Here is an 18,205-nt window from a genome sequence, read left to right on the forward strand (position 1 = left end):
GAACATTAATAATTAACAATTAATCATTTATACTTAAAAAAATGCACAGCGGTAAATCATACAAATTGTCAGAATTTCTCATTTGGACGAGAAGAAATATTTACATAACATTAATTATCAGCATTATACCTGTTGTTTTATTTCAGATAGCAGGTTTGAAATGGCTGGTAATTCCATGGACTGTAGTAGCTCTTTTGGGAACTGCAACAGCTTTTATTGTCGGTTTTAAAAATACACAGACCTATAACCGAACCTGGGAAGCCAGACAAATCTGGGGAGGAATTATCAACAGCAGCCGTGCTTTTGGGACGATGAGCAGAGATTTTTTAAACAATCCCGACAAAACAAAAGAGTTGGTCTACCGTCATTTTGCATGGCTTACAGCTTTGCGTTACGCAATGAGAGATAGTAGGGAATGGGAAACCGTCAGTAAAGCACATAACGAAGAATACAAAGAGTTTTACAGCATCCCCGAGAAAGAAACAGCTTTGGAAACAGAATTGTTAAAATATATTTCGGAAGATGAATTAAAATATATTTTAAGCACAAAAAATAAAGCAACACAGCTTATGAGCCTGCAGTCCAAAACATTGAAAGAGCTCTTTCTCAATAAGGAAATTGACAGCTACCAATTTGTAGAAATGCAAAAAATGATAGCGGATTTTTACAACCAGCAAGGCAGAAGCGAACGAATAAAAAACTTCCCGTATCCAAGGCAGTTTGCAACCATCAATTCATTTTTCATCAAGTTATTCTGCGTTCTTCTGCCCTTCGGTATGCTTAAAGAATTTGATAAGCTGAATGAAAGTATGGAAGGTATTATGAAAGGAAATATGGTCTGGCTGGTTATTCCGTTCAGCGCTTTAATTTCCTGGGTATATACTTCATTGGAGCAGGTGGGCGAAAGTACAGAAAATCCATTTGAAGGAAGCGCAAATGATGTTCCGATCTCGCAAATGAGCAGAACAATAGAGATTGATATGAGAGAAATGCTGGGGGAGACAGATTTGCCGCCTGCCTTACAGCCAAAAAATAATATTATACTTTAAAAACAATTAAAATGAAGAAAAGAGAAAAATTAAACATCATTCACAAATGGTATCCCAAAGCAATGACTACCATCGACAACGTCAACAAAATCATTGATTTTGTTGAATACGATCTGGATTTAGAACCAAGACAGGTAATGCTTGCCGACAGCATTTGCAGTGATGATGTAAACAGCATCCAATATCCCGCAAGAACGCAGGAATTTTTAGGCCCTTTTAAAATGGGTGGTTTAGACGGATTTCCGTTTACAGGACTTACAGGGATGGGCGCTTTTGCAAGTCATGTTCCGGATGATGGAGCTGTTTTTATCTATTATGGTCCGCACATTGGCATCACCAAAGACGGAACAATTGGGGAAATCCACCGTTTGGGGCAAAGCAAAAACAGCGGCTGTTGCGGGGCTGCAAAGGGAGCATTAGGAAAGCTTATTAATGACCAGATTATCGCAGGCAACATCACCGAGCTGGATTATCAGATGAATACAATTGAACAAATTCTTTTCAATAAAAAAGAAAGGGTTCTCCAAGCTGAAACGCCTTTGTTTGAAGCAACGGAAGTAATTTACGAAGCCATTGACCAACGCATTAATGAATTGGTAGACAAAACAAATTATAGCTGTAAATACGTGATTCTTGTTGGAGCAATCCTGATTAACAGCGACAGTGATATGGGTTCTTTTACAGAGGTCAGACGTTTTGATGTAATAGACCTGAGTACAAAAACAAGACAAAGCAAAATTGATTATCTGACGTCATGAAAACAGAAAGATTTACAGTAAAACAGAAACTTCCGGTCAAAATCTGAACATCTTTTTCAATTGAAATACAATAGAACTGAAAAGACAACAGTATTCAAGAAGGTATTTTACCCGAAGCGGGGCTGAAGCTTTACTTCAGCCCCGCTTCTATTGCCACTTTAGAATTCTTAAACTATTTGTAATCCTTAGAATTCCTTACCGCTTTTCTCACTTCCGGCCATTGGGTAACCTGCCCTTTATCATCCAAAGGCATTGCTCTTTTTTCCCGGTTCGAAAATTCGGGATCTTCTGAAGCCATGTACGCTAAAGTTGCCGTTAGAATCACATTGCTTTTCACCTCATCAAAAATAATTTTGTCGTAGGTATCTTTTGTTGTATGCCACGTGTAGCCAAAATAACCCCAGTTTAAAGAACCCAGTCCGAACGACGGAACTCCCGCTGCCACGAAAGAAGCATGATCGGAACCTCCTCCACCCGGAGTTCCCGGAAAATCCGTTTTAATCTGGCTTTTAATATTTTTAGGAACCGCGTTTAGCCATTTTCCAAGATAATTGTAAGCATGTACAAAACCCTGTCCGCCGATGTTTACTACTCTACCCGTCCCGTTGTCCTGATTGAAAACCGCCTGAACTCCCTTTACAATCTCCGGATGATCCGCTACAAAACTTCTCGATCCGTTCAGTCCCTGCTCTTCACTTCCCCAAAGTCCTACAATAATCGTCCTTTTGTTATCAGGATAATATTTCTTAAGAATTCTCATCGCTTCCAACATGGTTAAAACTCCCGTTCCGTTGTCTGTAGCGCCTTGCGCGCCGTCCCACGAATCCAGATGCGCAGAAAGAATAACGTATTCATCAGGTTTTTCTTTTCCTTTAATCATTCCGATGGTGTTGAACGATTTGGCTTCAGGAAGGATTTTTGATTTCACCTCGATCCTGATCTTGGGTTTTGCGCCGTTTTCCGCCATTCTGTACAACATTCCATAATCTTCAAGCTCAATATCGAACATGGGAATGTTCTTCGTTTTTGCCTCAAAAATTCTGTTGGCTCCCATAATTCCTGTCCAGTTGGAAATCGCAATTCCTGCCGCTCCTGCTTTTTCCAGAGCTTCGGGAAGCGTTTCATTGTTATAGCCGATGCTTTTTATATAATTCTGATACTCTTTTGAAGCCTGCTCTTTTTCTTTTTTGAGTTTCTCATACAGTTCAGGTGTAGCAAATTCTTTGATCTGATCGTCTGAACGACCGATTTTCTGGTATTGTGCCATCAAAACAACTTTTCCCTTCACGGAAGACATCCACTCATCAAATTCAGCTTTGGAAGAGACTTTTGGGAGAATAACAACTTCTGCTTCCACCGCTTTTTTCGTTGCCGGACTCCATGCTAACTGGGTTGCCGATAAACTTTTCATGCGCGGAAACGTCATGTCCACATGAGTAATTCCTCTTTGCCATCCTTTCCATGTTCCGAATTGCTGCAGATTGGCTTCGATATCCCATGATTTCAGTTTATTTGCTGTCCATTCATTGGCGGCAAGCATTTCCGGAGTTCCGATCAGTCGAGGACCGATTCCGTCCAAAAGTTCATACGCCATCGTTTCAAGCTGGGAATTATTGTTTACCTCGTTCACGAAATTCTGAACTACGGGATTAAGTTTTTCCTGAGAAACGGCATTCTGAGCCAGAGAAAATTGCGTCATCGCCATCATAACAGGCAATGCAAGAAATCTGTTTATCTTCATATTAATCATTGTAGCCCTAAAGATAAAGAGATTCGCGGAAATGGGAAAACGCGGAAAGGATTTGCTGATGGTGAATGGCAGCTATTAATGGTAGCTGCGAATGGTGAATGGTGAAAAAGTCAAGGGTGAATGAGATTCGCTTTTGATTTACAGTTCACAATCCACAAGTTAAGACTACATAAGAGTGATGATTTAAAAAACTAAATTTCTTTGTAAAAATTCAAATAAAAAAACCGACTGAAAAGCCGGTTTTGGGAACAACTATTTTTTTGATTCTTCAACAGAAACTTTTCTGAATTCCTTGAAAAGCTTGCTTAGTTCCAAAGCTGCTTTACGAGCTCTTGTTCCAGCTGCTTTGTTTCCTTTTTCTGCTTGTTGGTTTGCTTCAGTTGTGAAAGCTTCAAATTCTGCGTTGATTTTTTCAATTAGTTCTTTCATTATTTTTAAAATTTAGGCTGCAAATATAGCTTTTATGGTGATTCCAGCCTAATAGTGAAGAAAAAATTTCCAAGAATTCACAAATAATTTCAATTTTCCGGCAAAATGCTTCAGATTGCCGTAAAACAAGCCGATCCGGAGGAATCGAAAAACAATTCTGCTGCATTTAAAAATTCCTACTGAATGTCGCCTGAATATTCTTCATCTGTCACCGCTTTCAGCCACGTAACCTGCTCATCACCTTCATAATTGGTGATCGCAATATGCGTCATGGAAGTTTTGGAAGACGCTCCGTGCCAGTGTTCTGTATTTTCAGGAATATTAATTACGTCTCCTTTCTTAATAACCTGAGCGGGTTTTCCTTTTTCCTGATAAAGACCTTCTCCGTCAATAACCAGTAAAACCTGTCCTTTAGGATGCGTATGCCAGTTTGTTCTGGCTTCAGGCTCGAAAGCAACACTTCCTGCCGAAAAATTATTGTTTTTATCTTTTGAAACCAAGGGAGTAAGAAATGCTTTTCCGGTAAACCATTCTGCCGGAAGCGGCTCTCCTTTTTTAAATAGATCTGCTGTAGTCATTGTTTCTTTTTTATGATATTGACATCCTGACAATATAAGAGCCAGAATGATAAATACTGCTTTTTTCATGGTAGTTAAAACTTAAACGGAATCAATCGTTTTAATAATTTTTGCCGGAATTCCTCCTACAATTGTATTTTCCGGAACATCTTTGGAAACGACTGCTCCTGCTGCAACTACGGAATTTTCTCCAACGGTAACGCCGGGCAGAATCGTTACGTTAGCTCCGATCCACGCATTCTTTTTAATAACGATAGATTTCCCAGTAAGACCTTTTCTGTGTTGAGGTTCTAAAGGATGATTTTCCGTGATCAGACTGACTTTCGGGCCGATCAGAACATCATCTTCTATTGTGATTCCTCCCAAAGACAGAAAAGTACAATCGAAATTGATGAACACATTTTTACCGATGGTAATCCCTTTTCCATAATTGATGTAAACCGGCGTGAAAACCGTTACATTTTCAAGTTTCTGTTCTGTAATCTCACTTAACAATTCTGAAATCTTATCCGGATCGGAAGAATTATTCAACTGATTGAGCTTATTTTTGATTTCATAAAATGCTTCTCTCAAATGATGGATTTCAGGATCATCCGGCAAAACCGTCCCGCCATTCTGTAATCTGCTGAAGATACTTTCTTTACTATTCAAATCTGATATTTTTAGGGGTAAACATAAGATCCGCCTTTTCATCGGCGGATCGTTCAATTATTTCAAATATGTTCTGAAAAAACTTTCGAGTTTATCAAAAGGGATAATGTCCGTTTTATCGTACAGATCAACATGAACTGCATTAGGAATAATCATTAATTCCTTAGGTTCTGCAGCCATTTTATAAACATCTTCAGAAAAATATCTGGAGTGGGCATTTTCTCCGGCAATCAAAAGAAGCGGTCTTGGAGAAATTTCCTTCACATAGGCTAAAATCGGGATATTCATCAGAGAAAAACCATTTGTTTTCGTCCATGCCTGATTTGAATTTACAGAGCGTTCGTGAAATCCTCTCGGCGTTTTATAATAATCAAAATAATCTTTTACAAACTGTGGTTCATCACCTTTCAGAACATTTGGGTTAGGGCTGTTTCCATATTCAGGACTGCCTTTTTCAGCATCTTTCCATCGCTGCAGGCTCATTTCTTTTAAAATTTTATCCCGCTCTTCCTGAGTCATTTTATCGTAATATCCTTTTGAAGAAACGCGGGGCATATCATACATACTTGTTGTGGCAACCGCTTTTACCCTTTTGTCTATGGCAGTTGCATTCAGTACAAATCCTCCGAAACCGCAGATTCCGATGATCCCGATTTTATCCCGGTCAACATTCTTCTGTAAACCCAGAAAATCTACTGCCGCGCTGAAATCTTCCGTATTGATGTCCGAAGAAGCAATGTTTCTCGGTTCTCCTCCGCTTTCGCCGGTATAAGAAGGATCAAATGCAATTACCGCAAACCCTTTTTCTGCCATCTGATTCGCGTATAAGCCCGAAGACTGTTCTTTCACTGCTCCGAAAGGTCCGCTGATCGCCAAAGCAGGAAGCTTTTCATTTTCTTTATTTTTAGGAAGATAATAATCTCCTGAAAGTACAATTCCGTAACGGTTTTTAAAGCTGACTTTCTTTCTTACCACTTTATCGCTCAGGGTGAACGTGTAATGTTCTTTTTGTTCCGTTGCATTCATTTTTTTCTGATTGGTTTGATTCTTTTGTGCAAAGGTCTGCCCGATGAGCATACAGGACAAAACCACCGCAGTTGTTACTATTTTCATATCCGCATTTTAAATTAAAAATTGATGGTACAAAATTAGAAACCGCAGCAGTGCAGCAGGTAATGATAATCAAACCAAAAATTAAGAAAATCAAACTTCAGCAGATCTGAAAGCTTTCGGATTGGTTCCGGTCTGTTTTTTAAAAAAATTGTTGAAATAAGTAGGATAATCAAACCTCAATGCAAAGGCAATTTCAGAAATATTCCAGTCGGTGTGCTGCAAAAGAGCTTTCGCTTCGGTAAGAATTCTTTCGGTGATATGCGATGTGGTGGATTTCCCGGTGATTTCCTTTACAGAACGGTTAAGATAGTTAACGTGAACATTAAGGCTTTTCGCAAATTCCTGAGCAGATTTCAACTGCAGCGGATGATCTGTTGTTTCAATCGGGAATTGTCTTTCCAGCAATTCTAAAAAGACGGAAGTTAATCTGAATGCCGCATTTTGATTATGATCTATATTTTCAGCAGGCTCAAGCTTTAAAGATTCATGGATAATAAGACTGATGTAATTTCGGATCAGCTCATCTTTATAAAGGTAATCGCTTTCCTGCTCGGCAATCATTTTTTGAAACAGGGTGTTGAGAAAATCTCTCTGTTCTTCGGTGATTTTCAGAACAGGAGTTCCTCCGATCTTAAAAAATGAAGACTGTTGAAGACTTTCTGAACGTTCGGAATTTTTAAAAAACTCTTCAGAAAAAAGAATGGTATAGCCTGCATAAGTTGAAGAAATAGTTTCCCAGGAATACGGAATATGCGGGTTTCCGAAAAACAGTATGGTTCCTTCCTGCTCAAAGGTTTTATCTGAATAATGAATTTTGCTTTTACCGGTAGTAAGACAAATTTTGTAGAATTCTTTACGGCTGTAAGTACGGGTTTCATTGGTATCCTGCTCTATCTGAAAAGCACGGAATCCTTTTAATTTCAGTTCACTGTTAAAATCCGAAACGGTTCTTTTTACTTTGTCTTTCATGCTTCAAAGTTAAGAAATTCAAACAAATGAAAAATATGTATTTACAATTTATCGTTGAATTTTTAAAGTACGGAATATTCTGTTCACCCTGCACAATTAAGTAAAACTACTGAGTTTTTTGTTTCTTAAACTCATTAATTTTGGATGCATAAAACTGACGATTCCGAAAAGATTCAGACCTCTATTTTGAAGTTTGAATAATTTTCAGAATCAGAAATACTAACCATTATAAAAACGAAATTACCATGCTGAAAAGACAAAAAGAAAGTATTGAGCAGGAAAGCCTGTTTCTAAGAACTACAGCAGACAGTTCTCAGGGATTTCTGGAGAATCTTATGAAAGGCTATTCTAAACTTACGATTGATGATCCGCTGATTCCTTTCAGAGAAAAAGACCTGAACCAGATTGCAGATAATGTGGATTACGGAATTTTAAAAGCACTGGAAGGAACCTGGGTGAGCTACAACGCCGATTACAATAAAAATATCGACAGAATAATGAACGGAAGCGGCGTTCATACCACGATTATGCCTTCGCCGGGAACCAATTCGGGAACAATTCCGGGAAAATTCAGCTTCGAATGTGAAGAATACATTGAAAAACTGGTTTTTTCTCTTGTTCCGGGAGGTGTGCGTAACCGGGGCGGTGCAAATGAGCTGTTCTGCGGTGCTGTAAAGTATGAGCAGAGCATTAAAAGTGTGAATACCCAAAAAGATAATCCGGATTTGCTGTACACGCCTATTCATGAAGAAAACGGGATGTATCTCTGGCTGAGTGATGTCTACAATCACGCAGCCACAAAAGAATCTATAGAAAGAGACCGCGGAATTCATGCTTTTGATGAGGAAGATTACAAAAACTACGGGTACAAAGGCGAATACAGAAACGAACCTTTGGTGCAGGTAAAAGATGAAAACGGAAATCCTCAGTATATTCTGATGAGCGAACTGAAGGAAGATCAGGAATATTATGAGATCATTCCGGCAAAAGAACTGAAACCGGGAGCCGGTAATCGCGGACCGTATTTTATTCCCGATTATTCTATTTCGCGAAGCGGAGTGATTCCTCACGGAAGCACGATTACTTTACTGGGCGATATCGTGCCTTCCCAATCCAATTATCTTATACAGGGAGCTCCGCAGTTTCCGGAAGGCGATAAGGCATGGAATTATGATTTCCTTTCTGTTTCGCCAACGATGGGAGGAGCAGGAGCGAGTGAAACCCATCCTATCAATCTGGATGAGCCCGCTCCGGCGTGGGTTCACGAAACGCTGAATGACCAAAATGATCCGGGAGAAAATAAAATTTACACGCAGAGAATTCTTGCACACGATCTTTATCCTTATTCCGTAAGACCGGATCTGAGACTGAGAGATACACTCAGCGGACAGGAAGTTAAGAATTATGTTTTTCTTCAGATGTCTTCCAAAAATAAGACCGGCGCACAAGGCGGGATCTTAAATGTTCCTTTCGTAAACCGTTTTGTTCCAACCGTAGAGGTAAATTTCAGAATGTGGATTGAAACCGTGGTAGAAAACGGAAGAGAGATTCTTCAGCTTCAGTATGAGCAGATTATTCTTTTTGAATTCCATTTCGGAGATGACGGCGGAACGACAAGCTGGCCGCATATTCAGGTGAACACGCTGCGAAAACTGGAGGATATTCCTGAAGATCAGAGAAAAATTATAGAAGAGCAGTTTTTTGAAGGAACAAAAGCTTCGCAAAATATATCCTTAAATGCTCCGGCTGTGACATCAGGCTGTCCGTATCATAAAGGGTAAGTAAATATTTATACTATGGTTTTAAAGAAAGCAGCGACGGCACAAGTGCCGTCGCTGCTTAATATATGCGATACCTATTTAAACAATTATTAATTTAACCAGAAAAGATTTTATCTACGATAAAATTAAACATCAATTCTTTATTGAAAATCTTTGATTTTCTTGCGCCTTAAAGATTTGAGACTAATAGAAATCTTGCGTCTTTGCATTTTCCAACAAGAATATTTTTGTTTTAAAAAACTTTAAAAATCTTTATTAACTTTAACTACAGCAGCTCAATCTTTTGTCCTTTTTTGTGGTTCAAATAAAGAGCTTAAACAAGTTTAAACTTAATGATTACCCTTTTGCTTTTTCGTCTGTGAAAAGTTCTACACAATCTCTTTTTTCAATAAGCTGCATCGGATATTGTTCCGGATTATAAACTCCGTTCAAAACTTCATTCAGAGCGTGTTTTTTGTTTTCTCCAAAGGTAACAATCAGAATATTTTCTGCGTTGTTGATGACGGGAGCTGTAAGAGTGATTCTGAACATTTCCTGAGGTTTCAGGTAATACGCATCCACCCACTTTTCTTTTTCCCAAAGCACTTTTTCTCCCGGAAACAGTGATGCTGTATGTCCGTCGTCTCCCATTCCCAACAGAATAAAATCAAAACGTCCGTCATTTCCCAGAACATTTCTGATCTGATTTTCATATTCCGCAGCAAATTCTTCTGCAGAAACTCCGTCTTTATACATCGGGAAAATGTGATCTTTAGTTACGGAAACATGATCGAGAAGGGTATCGAATGTCATTTTAGCATTGCTTTTCTCGTCATTCAGCGGAACCCATCTTTCGTCTACCCAGAAAAAAAAGACTTTGCTCCACTCTATTTTATCTGCATATTCCTCGGAAGCCAAAAGTTTAAAGATAGCTTTCGGAGAAGAACCTCCGCTTAGTGCCACTACAAAACGACCGTGATTTTTAATGGACTTTTCAGCCAAATCTACAAATCGATCTGCGGATTTTTTATATAATGTATCTAAATCGTTAAATACGGTAATCTTCATTTTTACTTTTCTTTATTAAATTTTAAACCCAGTGATGCCCCTGTCTTTCTACCAGAGCCGTACTTTCTTCCGGACCCCAGCTTCCGGCTTCATAATTCGGGAAAGAAGTATCTTTTTCATTTGCCCACGCTTCCTGAATGGTTTTCACCACATCCCATGCTTCTTCTACCTGATCGGAACGCATAAAGAGTGTTAAATCTCCTAAAAGAGCATCCAGCAATAAGGTTTCGTACGCTTCCGGAGTGTCTTCCTGACAGGCAAAATTATCAAAAATCATTTCCACAGGTTTTAAAACCAGAGAAAGTCCCGGCTTTTTTGCCATAAACTGCAGTCTGATATCCATTAAAGGCTGAATATTGATAATCAGTCTATTGGCAGACAAATGCTGTAAACTTTCTGAAAACGTAGAATGCGGAAGCGGCTTAAACTGAATGGTGATGTAAGAATGTTTTTCTTTCATCTTTTTCCCTGTCCTTACGTAGAAAGGAACATCCTGCCATCTTTCGTTATCCAGATAAAATTTTACGGCGGCAAAAGTTTCTGTGTTAGAATCCGGTGCAATTCCTTCTTCCTGTCTGTAACCTTTTGCTTTTTCGCCATTTACCGTTCCTTTTCCGTACTGTCCTCTCACGGCATAATGGTCTACTTTTTCCGCAGGAATTCTTCGGATAGATTTTAAGACATCTACTTTACGATCCCTGATCTCTCCGGATTCCAGTGAAGCAGGCGGTTCCATTGCCACCATACAGAGAATCTGCAAAAGATGATTCTGAACCATATCTCTGAGCGCACCGGTCTGCTCGTAGAAGCTTCCTCTGGTTTCCACTCCTACTTCCTCCGCTACCGTAATCTGTACAGATTCAATATGTTTACGATCCCATAAAGGTTCAAAAATAGCATTTCCGAATCTGAAGGCAAGAATATTCTGTACAGTTTCTTTTCCAAGATAATGATCGATTCTGTAGATCTGCTCTTCTTCAAAAGCATCTGCCAAAAGGCTGTTCAGTTCAATCGCAGACTGTTTATCGTGTCCGAAAGGTTTTTCGATAATAATACGGTCTTTTTTAGGATCTGAAGCCAGCGATGCATTTTTGATATGATTGGAAATAGTAGCGACAAAATTAGGACCTATTGAAAGGTAAAAAAGTCTGTTTCCTCTTGTTCCGTAGACTTTATCAAAACTTTCCAGCTTCTGATTAAGATTTTTATAGGAATTTTCTTCATCAAGCTGATGCTGAAAATAGGTGATATGTGCCTGAAATCCCGCCCAGTCTTCTGAAGTTACTTTTTTTCTGGAAAAGCTGTTCAGGTTTTCTCTGATGTAATTTTTGAAATATTCGTCAGAATTATCTGCTCTTCCCAAAGCAATGATATTGAAGCCTTTCGGCATTCTTCCATCAATATAAAGATTGTAAAAAGCAGGAAAAAGTTTTCTTTTTGCTAAATCTCCTGTTGCGCCAAAAATGATAATTGTTGTTGGCTGCAAAACTTTATTTTCGCTCATTTCTTAATTTTAATGATTAAAACTTTCCCAGTTGGTATGAAAAACTCCCTCTCTGTCGGTTCTCTGGTAAGTGTGCGCTCCGAAATAATCCCTCTGCGCCTGAATCAGGTTCACCGGAAGAGATTCTGTAGTATAGGCATCAAAATATCCTAAAGCCGTCTGAAGTCCTAAGCTTGAAATACCGTTTGAAACTGCAAAAGCTGCTGTTTTTCTCAATGAAGAAACCTTTTCTTTAACGATAGCTGCGATATTTTCATCAAGCAGAATATTAGAAAGCTGAGGATTTTTTGTATAAGCAGTGTAGAATTTCTCCAGTAAAACCGAACGGATAATGCATCCTCCTCTCCAGATTTTTACCACATCTTTCAGAGGAATTTCAAACTGATATTCTTCAGAAGCCTTTACGAGTAAAGCCAGACCTTGTGCATAGCTGATTAGTGTAGACAAATACAGAGCCTCTCCCACTTCTTTAATGAAAATTTCTTTGTTCTCTGGAGTTACAACTTCACTGTGAGAATACAGTTGAGAAGCTTTTATTCTTTCGTCTTTATAAGCTGATAAAATTCTGGAAGTTACTGCAATATCAATCGTCGGAATTGAAACGCCGATTTCCATTGCCTGTTCGGAAGTCCATTTTCCGGTTCCTTTAGCACCTGCTTTATCTAAAATCTGATCAACAAGATAACCATCGGTTAAAGAATCTTTCTGCTGGAAAATGTCTCTTGTAATTTCGATCAGGAAAGAATTCATCTCTCCGTTATTCCATTCTTTAAACACTTCATAAAGCTCATCATTTGTAAGCTTTGCTCCTTTTCTCAGTAAATCATACGCTTCGCTGATGAGCTGCATAATGGCATATTCAATCCCGTTGTGAACCATTTTTACATAATTTCCGGCAGAACCTTTTCCCATATAGGCTGTACACGCATCGCCATCTACTTTGGCTGCAATGGCTTCGAGCATCGGCTGTAAAAGTCCAAAAGCTTCCTGATCTCCGCCCGGCATAATACTTGGTCCCGTTCTCGCTCCTTTTTCACCTCCCGAAACTCCCATTCCCATAAAATGAAGTTTTTTGGAAGCCAGATCTGCCACACGTCGGTCGGTATCTTTGAAATAAGAATTTCCGGCATCTATTACGATATCTCCTTCACTTAGAATCGGTTTAAGATTTTCTAATACCGCATCTACCGGTTTTCCGGCAGGAACCATCAGAATAATTTTTCGCGGTGTTTCCAGCTGCGATACAAAATCTTCCAGAGAAGGTATTCCTTTGATATTCATACCGGAAGTTTTCTGTTCTTCCAAATCTTTTATTTTTTCATGATCAAGATCAAATCCTGCAATAGAAAATCCGTGATCGGCGATGTTGTACAGGAGATTTCTCCCCATAACTCCCAGTCCGATCATACCATAACTGTATTTTTCCATTATGATGATGTATTAGTGAATGTTTAAACGTTTAAAGCTTTAAAATTAAGCATTATGAAAGTGATACCGAAATATGATTCATAAAAATTTTCTATCTGATGTTTAAGGTGAATTTTAAAACTTGCTTAAAAATATCATCCTCAATTGTTTATCCTGTTCGATAAAAAACCGGCAACACATATCTGCGTTGCCAATTCTCAAAAAATAATCGGATATATTTGAAATCAAGAAATTTTTCCTGCCAGTCTTCTCACCATTCCTTTAAAAATAATCCCGTGAAACGGCAAAACAGAATACCAATATAATCTTCCGGTTAATCCATGAGGTCGAAAAACCGCTTTTTGCCAAAGTTTACCCTTGTAGACTTTAAACATTAACCACGCTTCTCCGGGAAGCTTCATTTCAGCGAAGAGAATGAGTTTTCCTTCTTCTTTGTTGGCATATAGAACACGCCAGAAATCCAGTGCATCGCCTTCATGAAGTTTATCGGGATGCGTTCTGCCGCGTCTCAATCCCGGTCCGCCAACCAATAAATCCATAAAACCACGGATCTTCCAGAGACTTTGACCGTACCATCCGTTTGCGCCACCCAAAGAAAAAACTCTGTAGAGACATTTTTCACGGTCATCATATTCTTCAGTTCTTAAATCTACAAAGCAGCCGTACTTTGGTACATCGAGATAATCTTTCAGGGTGGAATCGCTTCTGCTGCTGATAAAACTGTCCTTCCAGCTTGAGGCAATTTCGTTGTCCTGAATTTTAGCCAGCGTTCTTCTTAAAGCCGTATCATAAGAAAAAGGCTGAACTCCGGTAATATGTTTAATTTCCGCAAGGCTTTCCGGTCTGCAGATGACTTCAATCTTCATGCTTCCGACCAATGCAGAAGCTAAATTATAAGATGTTGAAGTAATAAAATAGAGCCAGTATGAAGACAATTTCGGAGTCATTACAGGAACGGTAAAAATCTTTCTTTTCAGTCCTCTGATTTTAGCAAACTCCAAAAGCATTTCTTTGTAGGTCAAAACATTATCACAGCCAATGTCAAAATTTCTGTGATACGCCTGTTCTTTAAATAAAGTAAAGATTAGAAAATCCAGAACATTGGCAATTCCTATCGGCTGACATTTTGTGTGGAGCCATTTCGGAGCCACCATCACCGGTAATTTTTCCACCAGATCTCTGATGATTTCGAAAGATGCACTTCCTGAACCAATGATAATTCCCGCTCTTAAAACGGTTGCCGGAACTTTACATTTCATCAGGATTTTTTCAACTTCAAATCTTGAACTTAAATGTTGTGATAATTCTTTTTCATTTGCCAGACCCGAAAGATAAATGATGTGTTTGCAATCAGTTTTTTCAATATAATTTGAAAAATTAACGGCGCATTGTCTTTCAATTTCTGCATAATCGTTGCTGTTACTCATCGAATGCATAAGGTAATACGCTCCGGAAATATCCTTTGGAATATTTTCCAATGTTTCAGATTTCAGAAAATCCACTTCCACCACTTCAATCTGAGCGTCGTCTATGTCCACACTTTTGGAAAAACGGTTTTTATCTCTGCAGCAGCAGATTACCTGATAACCTTGTGCAGCGATTACGTTAATCATTCGTTTCCCGATGTATCCGGTGGCTCCGGTTAGCAGAATTTTTTTCATAAGATTGGTTTTGGTGAATGGAAATTATTTTCAGCGTAATGAGAAAATTATACCTTTTCTAAGAGATGTCCAAAATAATCTTTCTTTTTTGAAAGATAACTTTCGTTAACCTCGTTAGATTCTATTTCCAAAGGAACTCTATGATTCAGAATAATTCCACTGTTTTCCAGAGATTTAAGCTTATCCGGATTGTTCGTCAGCAGATTAATTTCTTTCACATTCAGAATCTTAAGCATTTCAACTGCCACATCAAAATTTCTTCCGTCTGCGGGCAAACCCAGCTTTAAATTGGCTTCCACCGTATCAAAACCTTTTTCCTGAAGCGCATATGCTCTTAACTTATTGATGATTCCGATATTACGACCTTCCTGTCGAAGATAAATAATCATTCCTCCGTTTTCCGACATATATTTCATTGCAGCGTCTAATTGCTGTCCGCATTCACATTTTTTAGAATGAAAAATCTCACCTGTGATGCATTCCGAGTGAAAACGGACATTCACCGTTTTGCTGAAATCTGTATTTTCTGCCACCCAAACCAAGTGCGGATTCCAGTCTTCTTCGTGTTCTGAGAACGCATAAACAGTAAACATTCCAAAATCTGTAGGTATATTCGATTGTGCCTGTATTGTCAACATAATTCAAAAATTAAATGGTCTATATAGTACAAATTTATACTTTATTTTAATTAAATGTAAATTTATTTACTAAATTTGTCAATAAATAAATTCTATTATGCAAGAACAAGCCAATATCACGCAGGAAAAAATATTTGAATTATACGGAGATTATCTTTTGAATCACGGAGAAAAACCGAAAAACGTTTACCTTTTTGCGAAAGAAAATAATTTTGAGGAGAAAGAGTTTTATCATTATTTCTCAGGATTCGAGCAGATTGAAAAAGAAATATTGAATCATCTTTTCACGAAATCTCTGGAACTCGCTTCGGAAGTGAATTCTTCGAGCGAAGTGACAACCAAAGAAAAACTCCTGAATGTATATTATATTTTCTTTGAAAATATGACGATGAACCGTTCTTTAGTTTTATCTATTTTAGGAAGCAATAAAATCCAGAACATTAAAACCCTTCAGAATCTTAGGGAAACCCACAAACAATTTGTCAATACGCTCAACTTCAACGAATGGGAAATGATTGAAAAAGCGAAGGAAGACATCCGAAAATTCAACGAAAAATCAAGACAGGAAGCACTTTGGCTCCATTTGATTTCCGCCATTGATTTCTGGAAAAAAGACACTTCTCCCGATTTTGAAAAAACCGATATTTTCATCGAAAAAACCATTGACACCGGTTTTGAATTAATGGATAATGAACCGTTAAGAAAAGTTTTCGACCTTGGAAAGTTTCTTTGGAAGGAAAAGTTTAAAATGAGTTGATGAATGGCTTTTGGCTTCAAATAAAGCTATTTTTTATTTGGGCAGCTATTTCCGCCCTCCACTCCCGCTTTTTTGCAAACCAATGACTTTGATTCCTCAGCCATTAATTTACAAAAAGAGCTACGTTCAGGTCGGGCTGCGAGATTTACCGACTCAAGAATTAAAAATAAAAAAATGAAGCACTTCGGCTGCGAAAAATGAAAGAAAATAGATAGAAGGATGTTACGCTCCGTAGGTGCGGAATCTGTGTAGAAATTACGAATAATTGTGTTGAAGAGAACTCCGTAGGAGTTCAATCTGAAAATTCAAAGATGAATTAAAAATAGCACTCCTACGGAGTGCTCCAAAATGGGAAATATATCCTTTTTCTACACAGATAAAGCTCCTAAAGGAGCTTAAGAAATGAATAGTTATGCTGAGCTTGTCGAAGCACCGTTGCGAACTTAAAACAGTTAGCAATTAAAAAAATCATTGCGACATTGCGTTAAAAACATTTGACAAACAAAATTTAAAAATGAAAACATTAGATAAAATTCCTACAGGAAAATTAGAACGGACAAGCAGCCTGCTTAAAGCAGGAGCAAAAGTCGGTGTCAATTACCTGAAATATTACGGAAATAAAATCACGAAAGATGAAGATGAAGCCCGCAAAATCCTGAATGAGGATAATGCAACAGACATCTACGACTCACTAAAAGAATTAAAAGGTTCCGCGCTGAAAGTTGCCCAAATGCTGAGTATGGAAAAAAACATTCTTCCGGTGGAATATGTGGAGAAATTTTCGCTTTCACAGTTTTCGGTTCCGCCATTGTCGGGTGCTTTGGTGAAGAAAACATTCAGAAAATATTTCGGGAAAAATCCTGAAGATATTTTTGATGAATTTTCCGCCGAATCGGTTAATGCCGCGAGTATCGGACAGGTTCATACTGCAAAAAAAGACGGCAAGAAACTGGCGGTTAAAATCCAGTATCCCGGCGTAAGAGAAAGTATTTCGAGCGACCTTAAAATGGTAAAACCGATTGCGATGAAAATGTTCAACATCAAAAAGGAAGGTTCGGAATCTTATTTTCAGGAAGTGGAAGACAAACTATTTGAGGAAACAGATTATAATCTGGAACTGAAAAGAAGTCAACACTTTGCAGAAGAATGCAGTCATCTTCCGAATGTAAATTTTCCGCATTATTATCCGGAATTTTCGTGTGAGAAAATCATCACAATGGACTGGATGTCCGGAATTCATTTTTCGGAATTTACCAAAAAGCAGAATTCTCAGGAAGATTTGAACAAAATCGGACAGATGCTTTGGGACTTTTATATGTATCAGATGCATATCCTAAAAAAAGTTCATGCCGATCCGCACCCGGGAAATTTCCTGATTTCGGAAAACAAGGAATTATTGGTTATCGATTTTGGCTGTATCAAAGAGATTCCGGAAGATTTTTATATTCCTTATTTTGAACTGGCAAAAGAAGAAAATTTAAAAAATCCTGAGATTTTCCGTGAGAAATTATTTACGCTGGAAATTTTGCGTGAAGAAGATTCGCTACAGGAAAAGGAGTTTTTTGCCAAATTATTCTACGAATTGCTTGAATTGTTTACAAGACCATTTAATCAGGAAAAATTCGATTTTTCAGACGAATCATTCTTTCAGGAGATTGCCGATTTGGGACAAAAATATGCGAAAGCAAGTGATATGAAAGGAATGAACACCAACCGCGGTTCCCGACATTTTATTTACCTGAACCGTACGTTTTTCGGACTGTATAATATGATGCACGATCTGAAAGCGAAAGATGTAGCGATTAATAATTTTAAAAATTATTATAAGTGATATTTAACCACAAATCGAAGATTCGACGGAGCCAAAATTCACAAAAGATTTTGATGAATTTAAATTGTTCAAAGAACAAAAAAGGTTTGAAACGATTTTTTTTGGAATAAATGGATCATTAACAGGTCGCTCCTACGGAGCTCTCATCTTCTAAAAATAAAAATGTTAGCTATTAATAGTCAGCTCCTATCGGAGCATTATAAAATTCCGTAGGAATTGACTGTTAATAGAAAATAGAAAGCCGTAAAAAGGAAGCTCCGT

Annotated in this window: 16 protein-coding genes; 5 read left to right on the forward strand and 11 right to left on the reverse strand. The window is 38.2% G+C overall.

All coding sequences use genetic code 11. From position 1 onward, the window contains the following. Positions 1–65 precede the first annotated feature (65 nt). Both KKI44_RS04625 and KKI44_RS04630 read left to right on the forward strand, forming a co-directional pair. Positions 66–1,049, forward strand: coding sequence for a bestrophin family protein (locus KKI44_RS04625; RefSeq protein WP_290266239.1), 984 nt, complete (start codon positions 66–68; stop codon positions 1,047–1,049). An 11-nt stretch (positions 1,050–1,060) separates the two neighbouring features. Beyond that, positions 1,061–1,807 (forward strand): hypothetical protein, encoded by a 747-nt coding sequence (locus KKI44_RS04630; protein ID WP_214590052.1) that lies wholly within the window; start codon positions 1,061–1,063, stop codon positions 1,805–1,807. Between the two features lie 172 nt (positions 1,808–1,979). Here KKI44_RS04630 and KKI44_RS04635 read toward each other — a convergent pair whose 3' ends face one another. The 6 genes from KKI44_RS04635 to KKI44_RS04660 form a co-directional block, all read right to left on the reverse strand. Then, a complete protein-coding gene (locus KKI44_RS04635; RefSeq protein ID WP_214590053.1) occupies positions 1,980–3,548 on the reverse strand; it encodes a M20/M25/M40 family metallo-hydrolase in 1,569 nt (522 codons plus the stop codon). A 261-nt stretch (positions 3,549–3,809) separates the two neighbouring features. Beyond that, positions 3,810–3,986, reverse strand: a complete 177-nt coding sequence (locus KKI44_RS04640; protein WP_076394683.1) for a histone H1 — start codon at positions 3,984–3,986, stop codon at positions 3,810–3,812. A gap of 176 nt (positions 3,987–4,162) precedes the next feature. After that, the gene (locus KKI44_RS04645; RefSeq protein ID WP_250902158.1) at positions 4,163–4,633 is read right to left on the reverse strand and encodes a cupin domain-containing protein; all 471 of its coding nucleotides are present in this window, start codon (positions 4,631–4,633) and stop codon (positions 4,163–4,165) included. Between the two features lie 12 nt (positions 4,634–4,645). Further along, positions 4,646–5,215: a sugar O-acetyltransferase gene (locus tag KKI44_RS04650; RefSeq protein ID WP_375181172.1), complete on the reverse strand. Its 570-nt coding sequence runs from the start codon at positions 5,213–5,215 to the stop codon at positions 4,646–4,648. Positions 5,216–5,272: 57 nt separating this feature from the next. After that, positions 5,273–6,328, reverse strand: coding sequence for an alpha/beta hydrolase (locus KKI44_RS04655; RefSeq protein ID WP_214590055.1), 1,056 nt, complete (start codon positions 6,326–6,328; stop codon positions 5,273–5,275). A 90-nt stretch (positions 6,329–6,418) separates the two neighbouring features. Next, the gene (locus KKI44_RS04660) at positions 6,419–7,297 is read right to left on the reverse strand and encodes a helix-turn-helix domain-containing protein (RefSeq protein WP_214590056.1); all 879 of its coding nucleotides are present in this window, start codon (positions 7,295–7,297) and stop codon (positions 6,419–6,421) included. Positions 7,298–7,542: 245 nt separating this feature from the next. Between KKI44_RS04660 and KKI44_RS04665 the strand changes: the two genes are divergently transcribed. Next, positions 7,543–9,078: a peroxidase, FMP-type gene (locus KKI44_RS04665; RefSeq protein ID WP_214590057.1), complete on the forward strand. Its 1,536-nt coding sequence runs from the start codon at positions 7,543–7,545 to the stop codon at positions 9,076–9,078. 336 nt (positions 9,079–9,414) lie between these two features. Here KKI44_RS04665 and pgl read toward each other — a convergent pair whose 3' ends face one another. From pgl to ribA, 5 genes are all read right to left on the reverse strand, one after another. Continuing rightward, positions 9,415–10,125, reverse strand: a complete 711-nt coding sequence (pgl, locus tag KKI44_RS04670) for a 6-phosphogluconolactonase (RefSeq protein WP_214590058.1) — start codon at positions 10,123–10,125, stop codon at positions 9,415–9,417. Between the two features lie 22 nt (positions 10,126–10,147). Then, positions 10,148–11,629, reverse strand: a complete 1,482-nt coding sequence (gene zwf, locus KKI44_RS04675) for a glucose-6-phosphate dehydrogenase (protein ID WP_214590059.1) — start codon at positions 11,627–11,629, stop codon at positions 10,148–10,150. Positions 11,630–11,638: 9 nt separating this feature from the next. Next, on the reverse strand, positions 11,639–13,057 hold the full coding sequence (gndA, locus tag KKI44_RS04680; RefSeq protein ID WP_214590060.1) for an NADP-dependent phosphogluconate dehydrogenase: 1,419 nt from the start codon (positions 13,055–13,057) through the stop codon (positions 11,639–11,641). Positions 13,058–13,281: 224 nt separating this feature from the next. Further along, positions 13,282–14,718, reverse strand: a complete 1,437-nt coding sequence (locus KKI44_RS04685) for an SDR family oxidoreductase (RefSeq protein WP_214590061.1) — start codon at positions 14,716–14,718, stop codon at positions 13,282–13,284. A 47-nt stretch (positions 14,719–14,765) separates the two neighbouring features. Further along, positions 14,766–15,356: a GTP cyclohydrolase II gene (ribA, locus tag KKI44_RS04690; RefSeq protein ID WP_087710699.1), complete on the reverse strand. Its 591-nt coding sequence runs from the start codon at positions 15,354–15,356 to the stop codon at positions 14,766–14,768. Between the two features lie 97 nt (positions 15,357–15,453). On the opposite strand from ribA, the gene KKI44_RS04695 reads away from it, so the two are divergent. Together KKI44_RS04695 and KKI44_RS04700 are read left to right on the forward strand one after the other, a co-directional pair. Further along, positions 15,454–16,113, forward strand: a complete 660-nt coding sequence (locus tag KKI44_RS04695) for a TetR family transcriptional regulator C-terminal domain-containing protein (protein ID WP_214590062.1) — start codon at positions 15,454–15,456, stop codon at positions 16,111–16,113. 514 nt (positions 16,114–16,627) lie between these two features. After that, entirely contained in the window at positions 16,628–17,944 is a 1,317-nt protein-coding gene (locus KKI44_RS04700) for an ABC1 kinase family protein (RefSeq protein ID WP_214590063.1), read from the forward strand. Positions 17,945–18,205: the final 261 nt, after the last annotated feature.

It is taken from the genome of Chryseobacterium sp. ZHDP1, assembly GCF_018603435.1.
In the GTDB taxonomy this organism is placed as follows: domain Bacteria; phylum Bacteroidota; class Bacteroidia; order Flavobacteriales; family Weeksellaceae; genus Chryseobacterium; species Chryseobacterium indicum.

What these genes read in the sequence shown, in the direction of transcription:
- ribA (WP_087710699.1), bottom strand. Translation starts at nt 15,356, where the DNA reads ATGTTGACAATACAGGCACAATCGAATATACCTACAGATTTTGGAATG.
- KKI44_RS04685 (WP_214590061.1), bottom strand. Translation starts at nt 14,718, where the DNA reads ATGAAAAAAATTCTGCTAACCGGAGCCACCGGATACATCGGGAAACGA.
- gndA (WP_214590060.1), bottom strand. Translation starts at nt 13,057, where the DNA reads ATGGAAAAATACAGTTATGGTATGATCGGACTGGGAGTTATGGGGAGA.
- KKI44_RS04695 (WP_214590062.1), top strand. Translation starts at nt 15,454, where the DNA reads ATGCAAGAACAAGCCAATATCACGCAGGAAAAAATATTTGAATTATAC.
- KKI44_RS04660 (WP_214590056.1), bottom strand. Translation starts at nt 7,297, where the DNA reads ATGAAAGACAAAGTAAAAAGAACCGTTTCGGATTTTAACAGTGAACTG.
- KKI44_RS04645 (WP_250902158.1), bottom strand. Translation starts at nt 4,633, where the DNA reads ATGAAAAAAGCAGTATTTATCATTCTGGCTCTTATATTGTCAGGATGT.
- KKI44_RS04655 (WP_214590055.1), bottom strand. Translation starts at nt 6,328, where the DNA reads ATGAAAATAGTAACAACTGCGGTGGTTTTGTCCTGTATGCTCATCGGG.
- pgl (WP_214590058.1), bottom strand. Translation starts at nt 10,125, where the DNA reads ATGAAGATTACCGTATTTAACGATTTAGATACATTATATAAAAAATCC.
- KKI44_RS04630 (WP_214590052.1), top strand. Translation starts at nt 1,061, where the DNA reads ATGAAGAAAAGAGAAAAATTAAACATCATTCACAAATGGTATCCCAAA.
- KKI44_RS04665 (WP_214590057.1), top strand. Translation starts at nt 7,543, where the DNA reads ATGCTGAAAAGACAAAAAGAAAGTATTGAGCAGGAAAGCCTGTTTCTA.
- KKI44_RS04640 (WP_076394683.1), bottom strand. Translation starts at nt 3,986, where the DNA reads ATGAAAGAACTAATTGAAAAAATCAACGCAGAATTTGAAGCTTTCACA.
- KKI44_RS04635 (WP_214590053.1), bottom strand. Translation starts at nt 3,548, where the DNA reads ATGAAGATAAACAGATTTCTTGCATTGCCTGTTATGATGGCGATGACG.
- KKI44_RS04700 (WP_214590063.1), top strand. Translation starts at nt 16,628, where the DNA reads ATGAAAACATTAGATAAAATTCCTACAGGAAAATTAGAACGGACAAGC.
- zwf (WP_214590059.1), bottom strand. Translation starts at nt 11,629, where the DNA reads ATGAGCGAAAATAAAGTTTTGCAGCCAACAACAATTATCATTTTTGGC.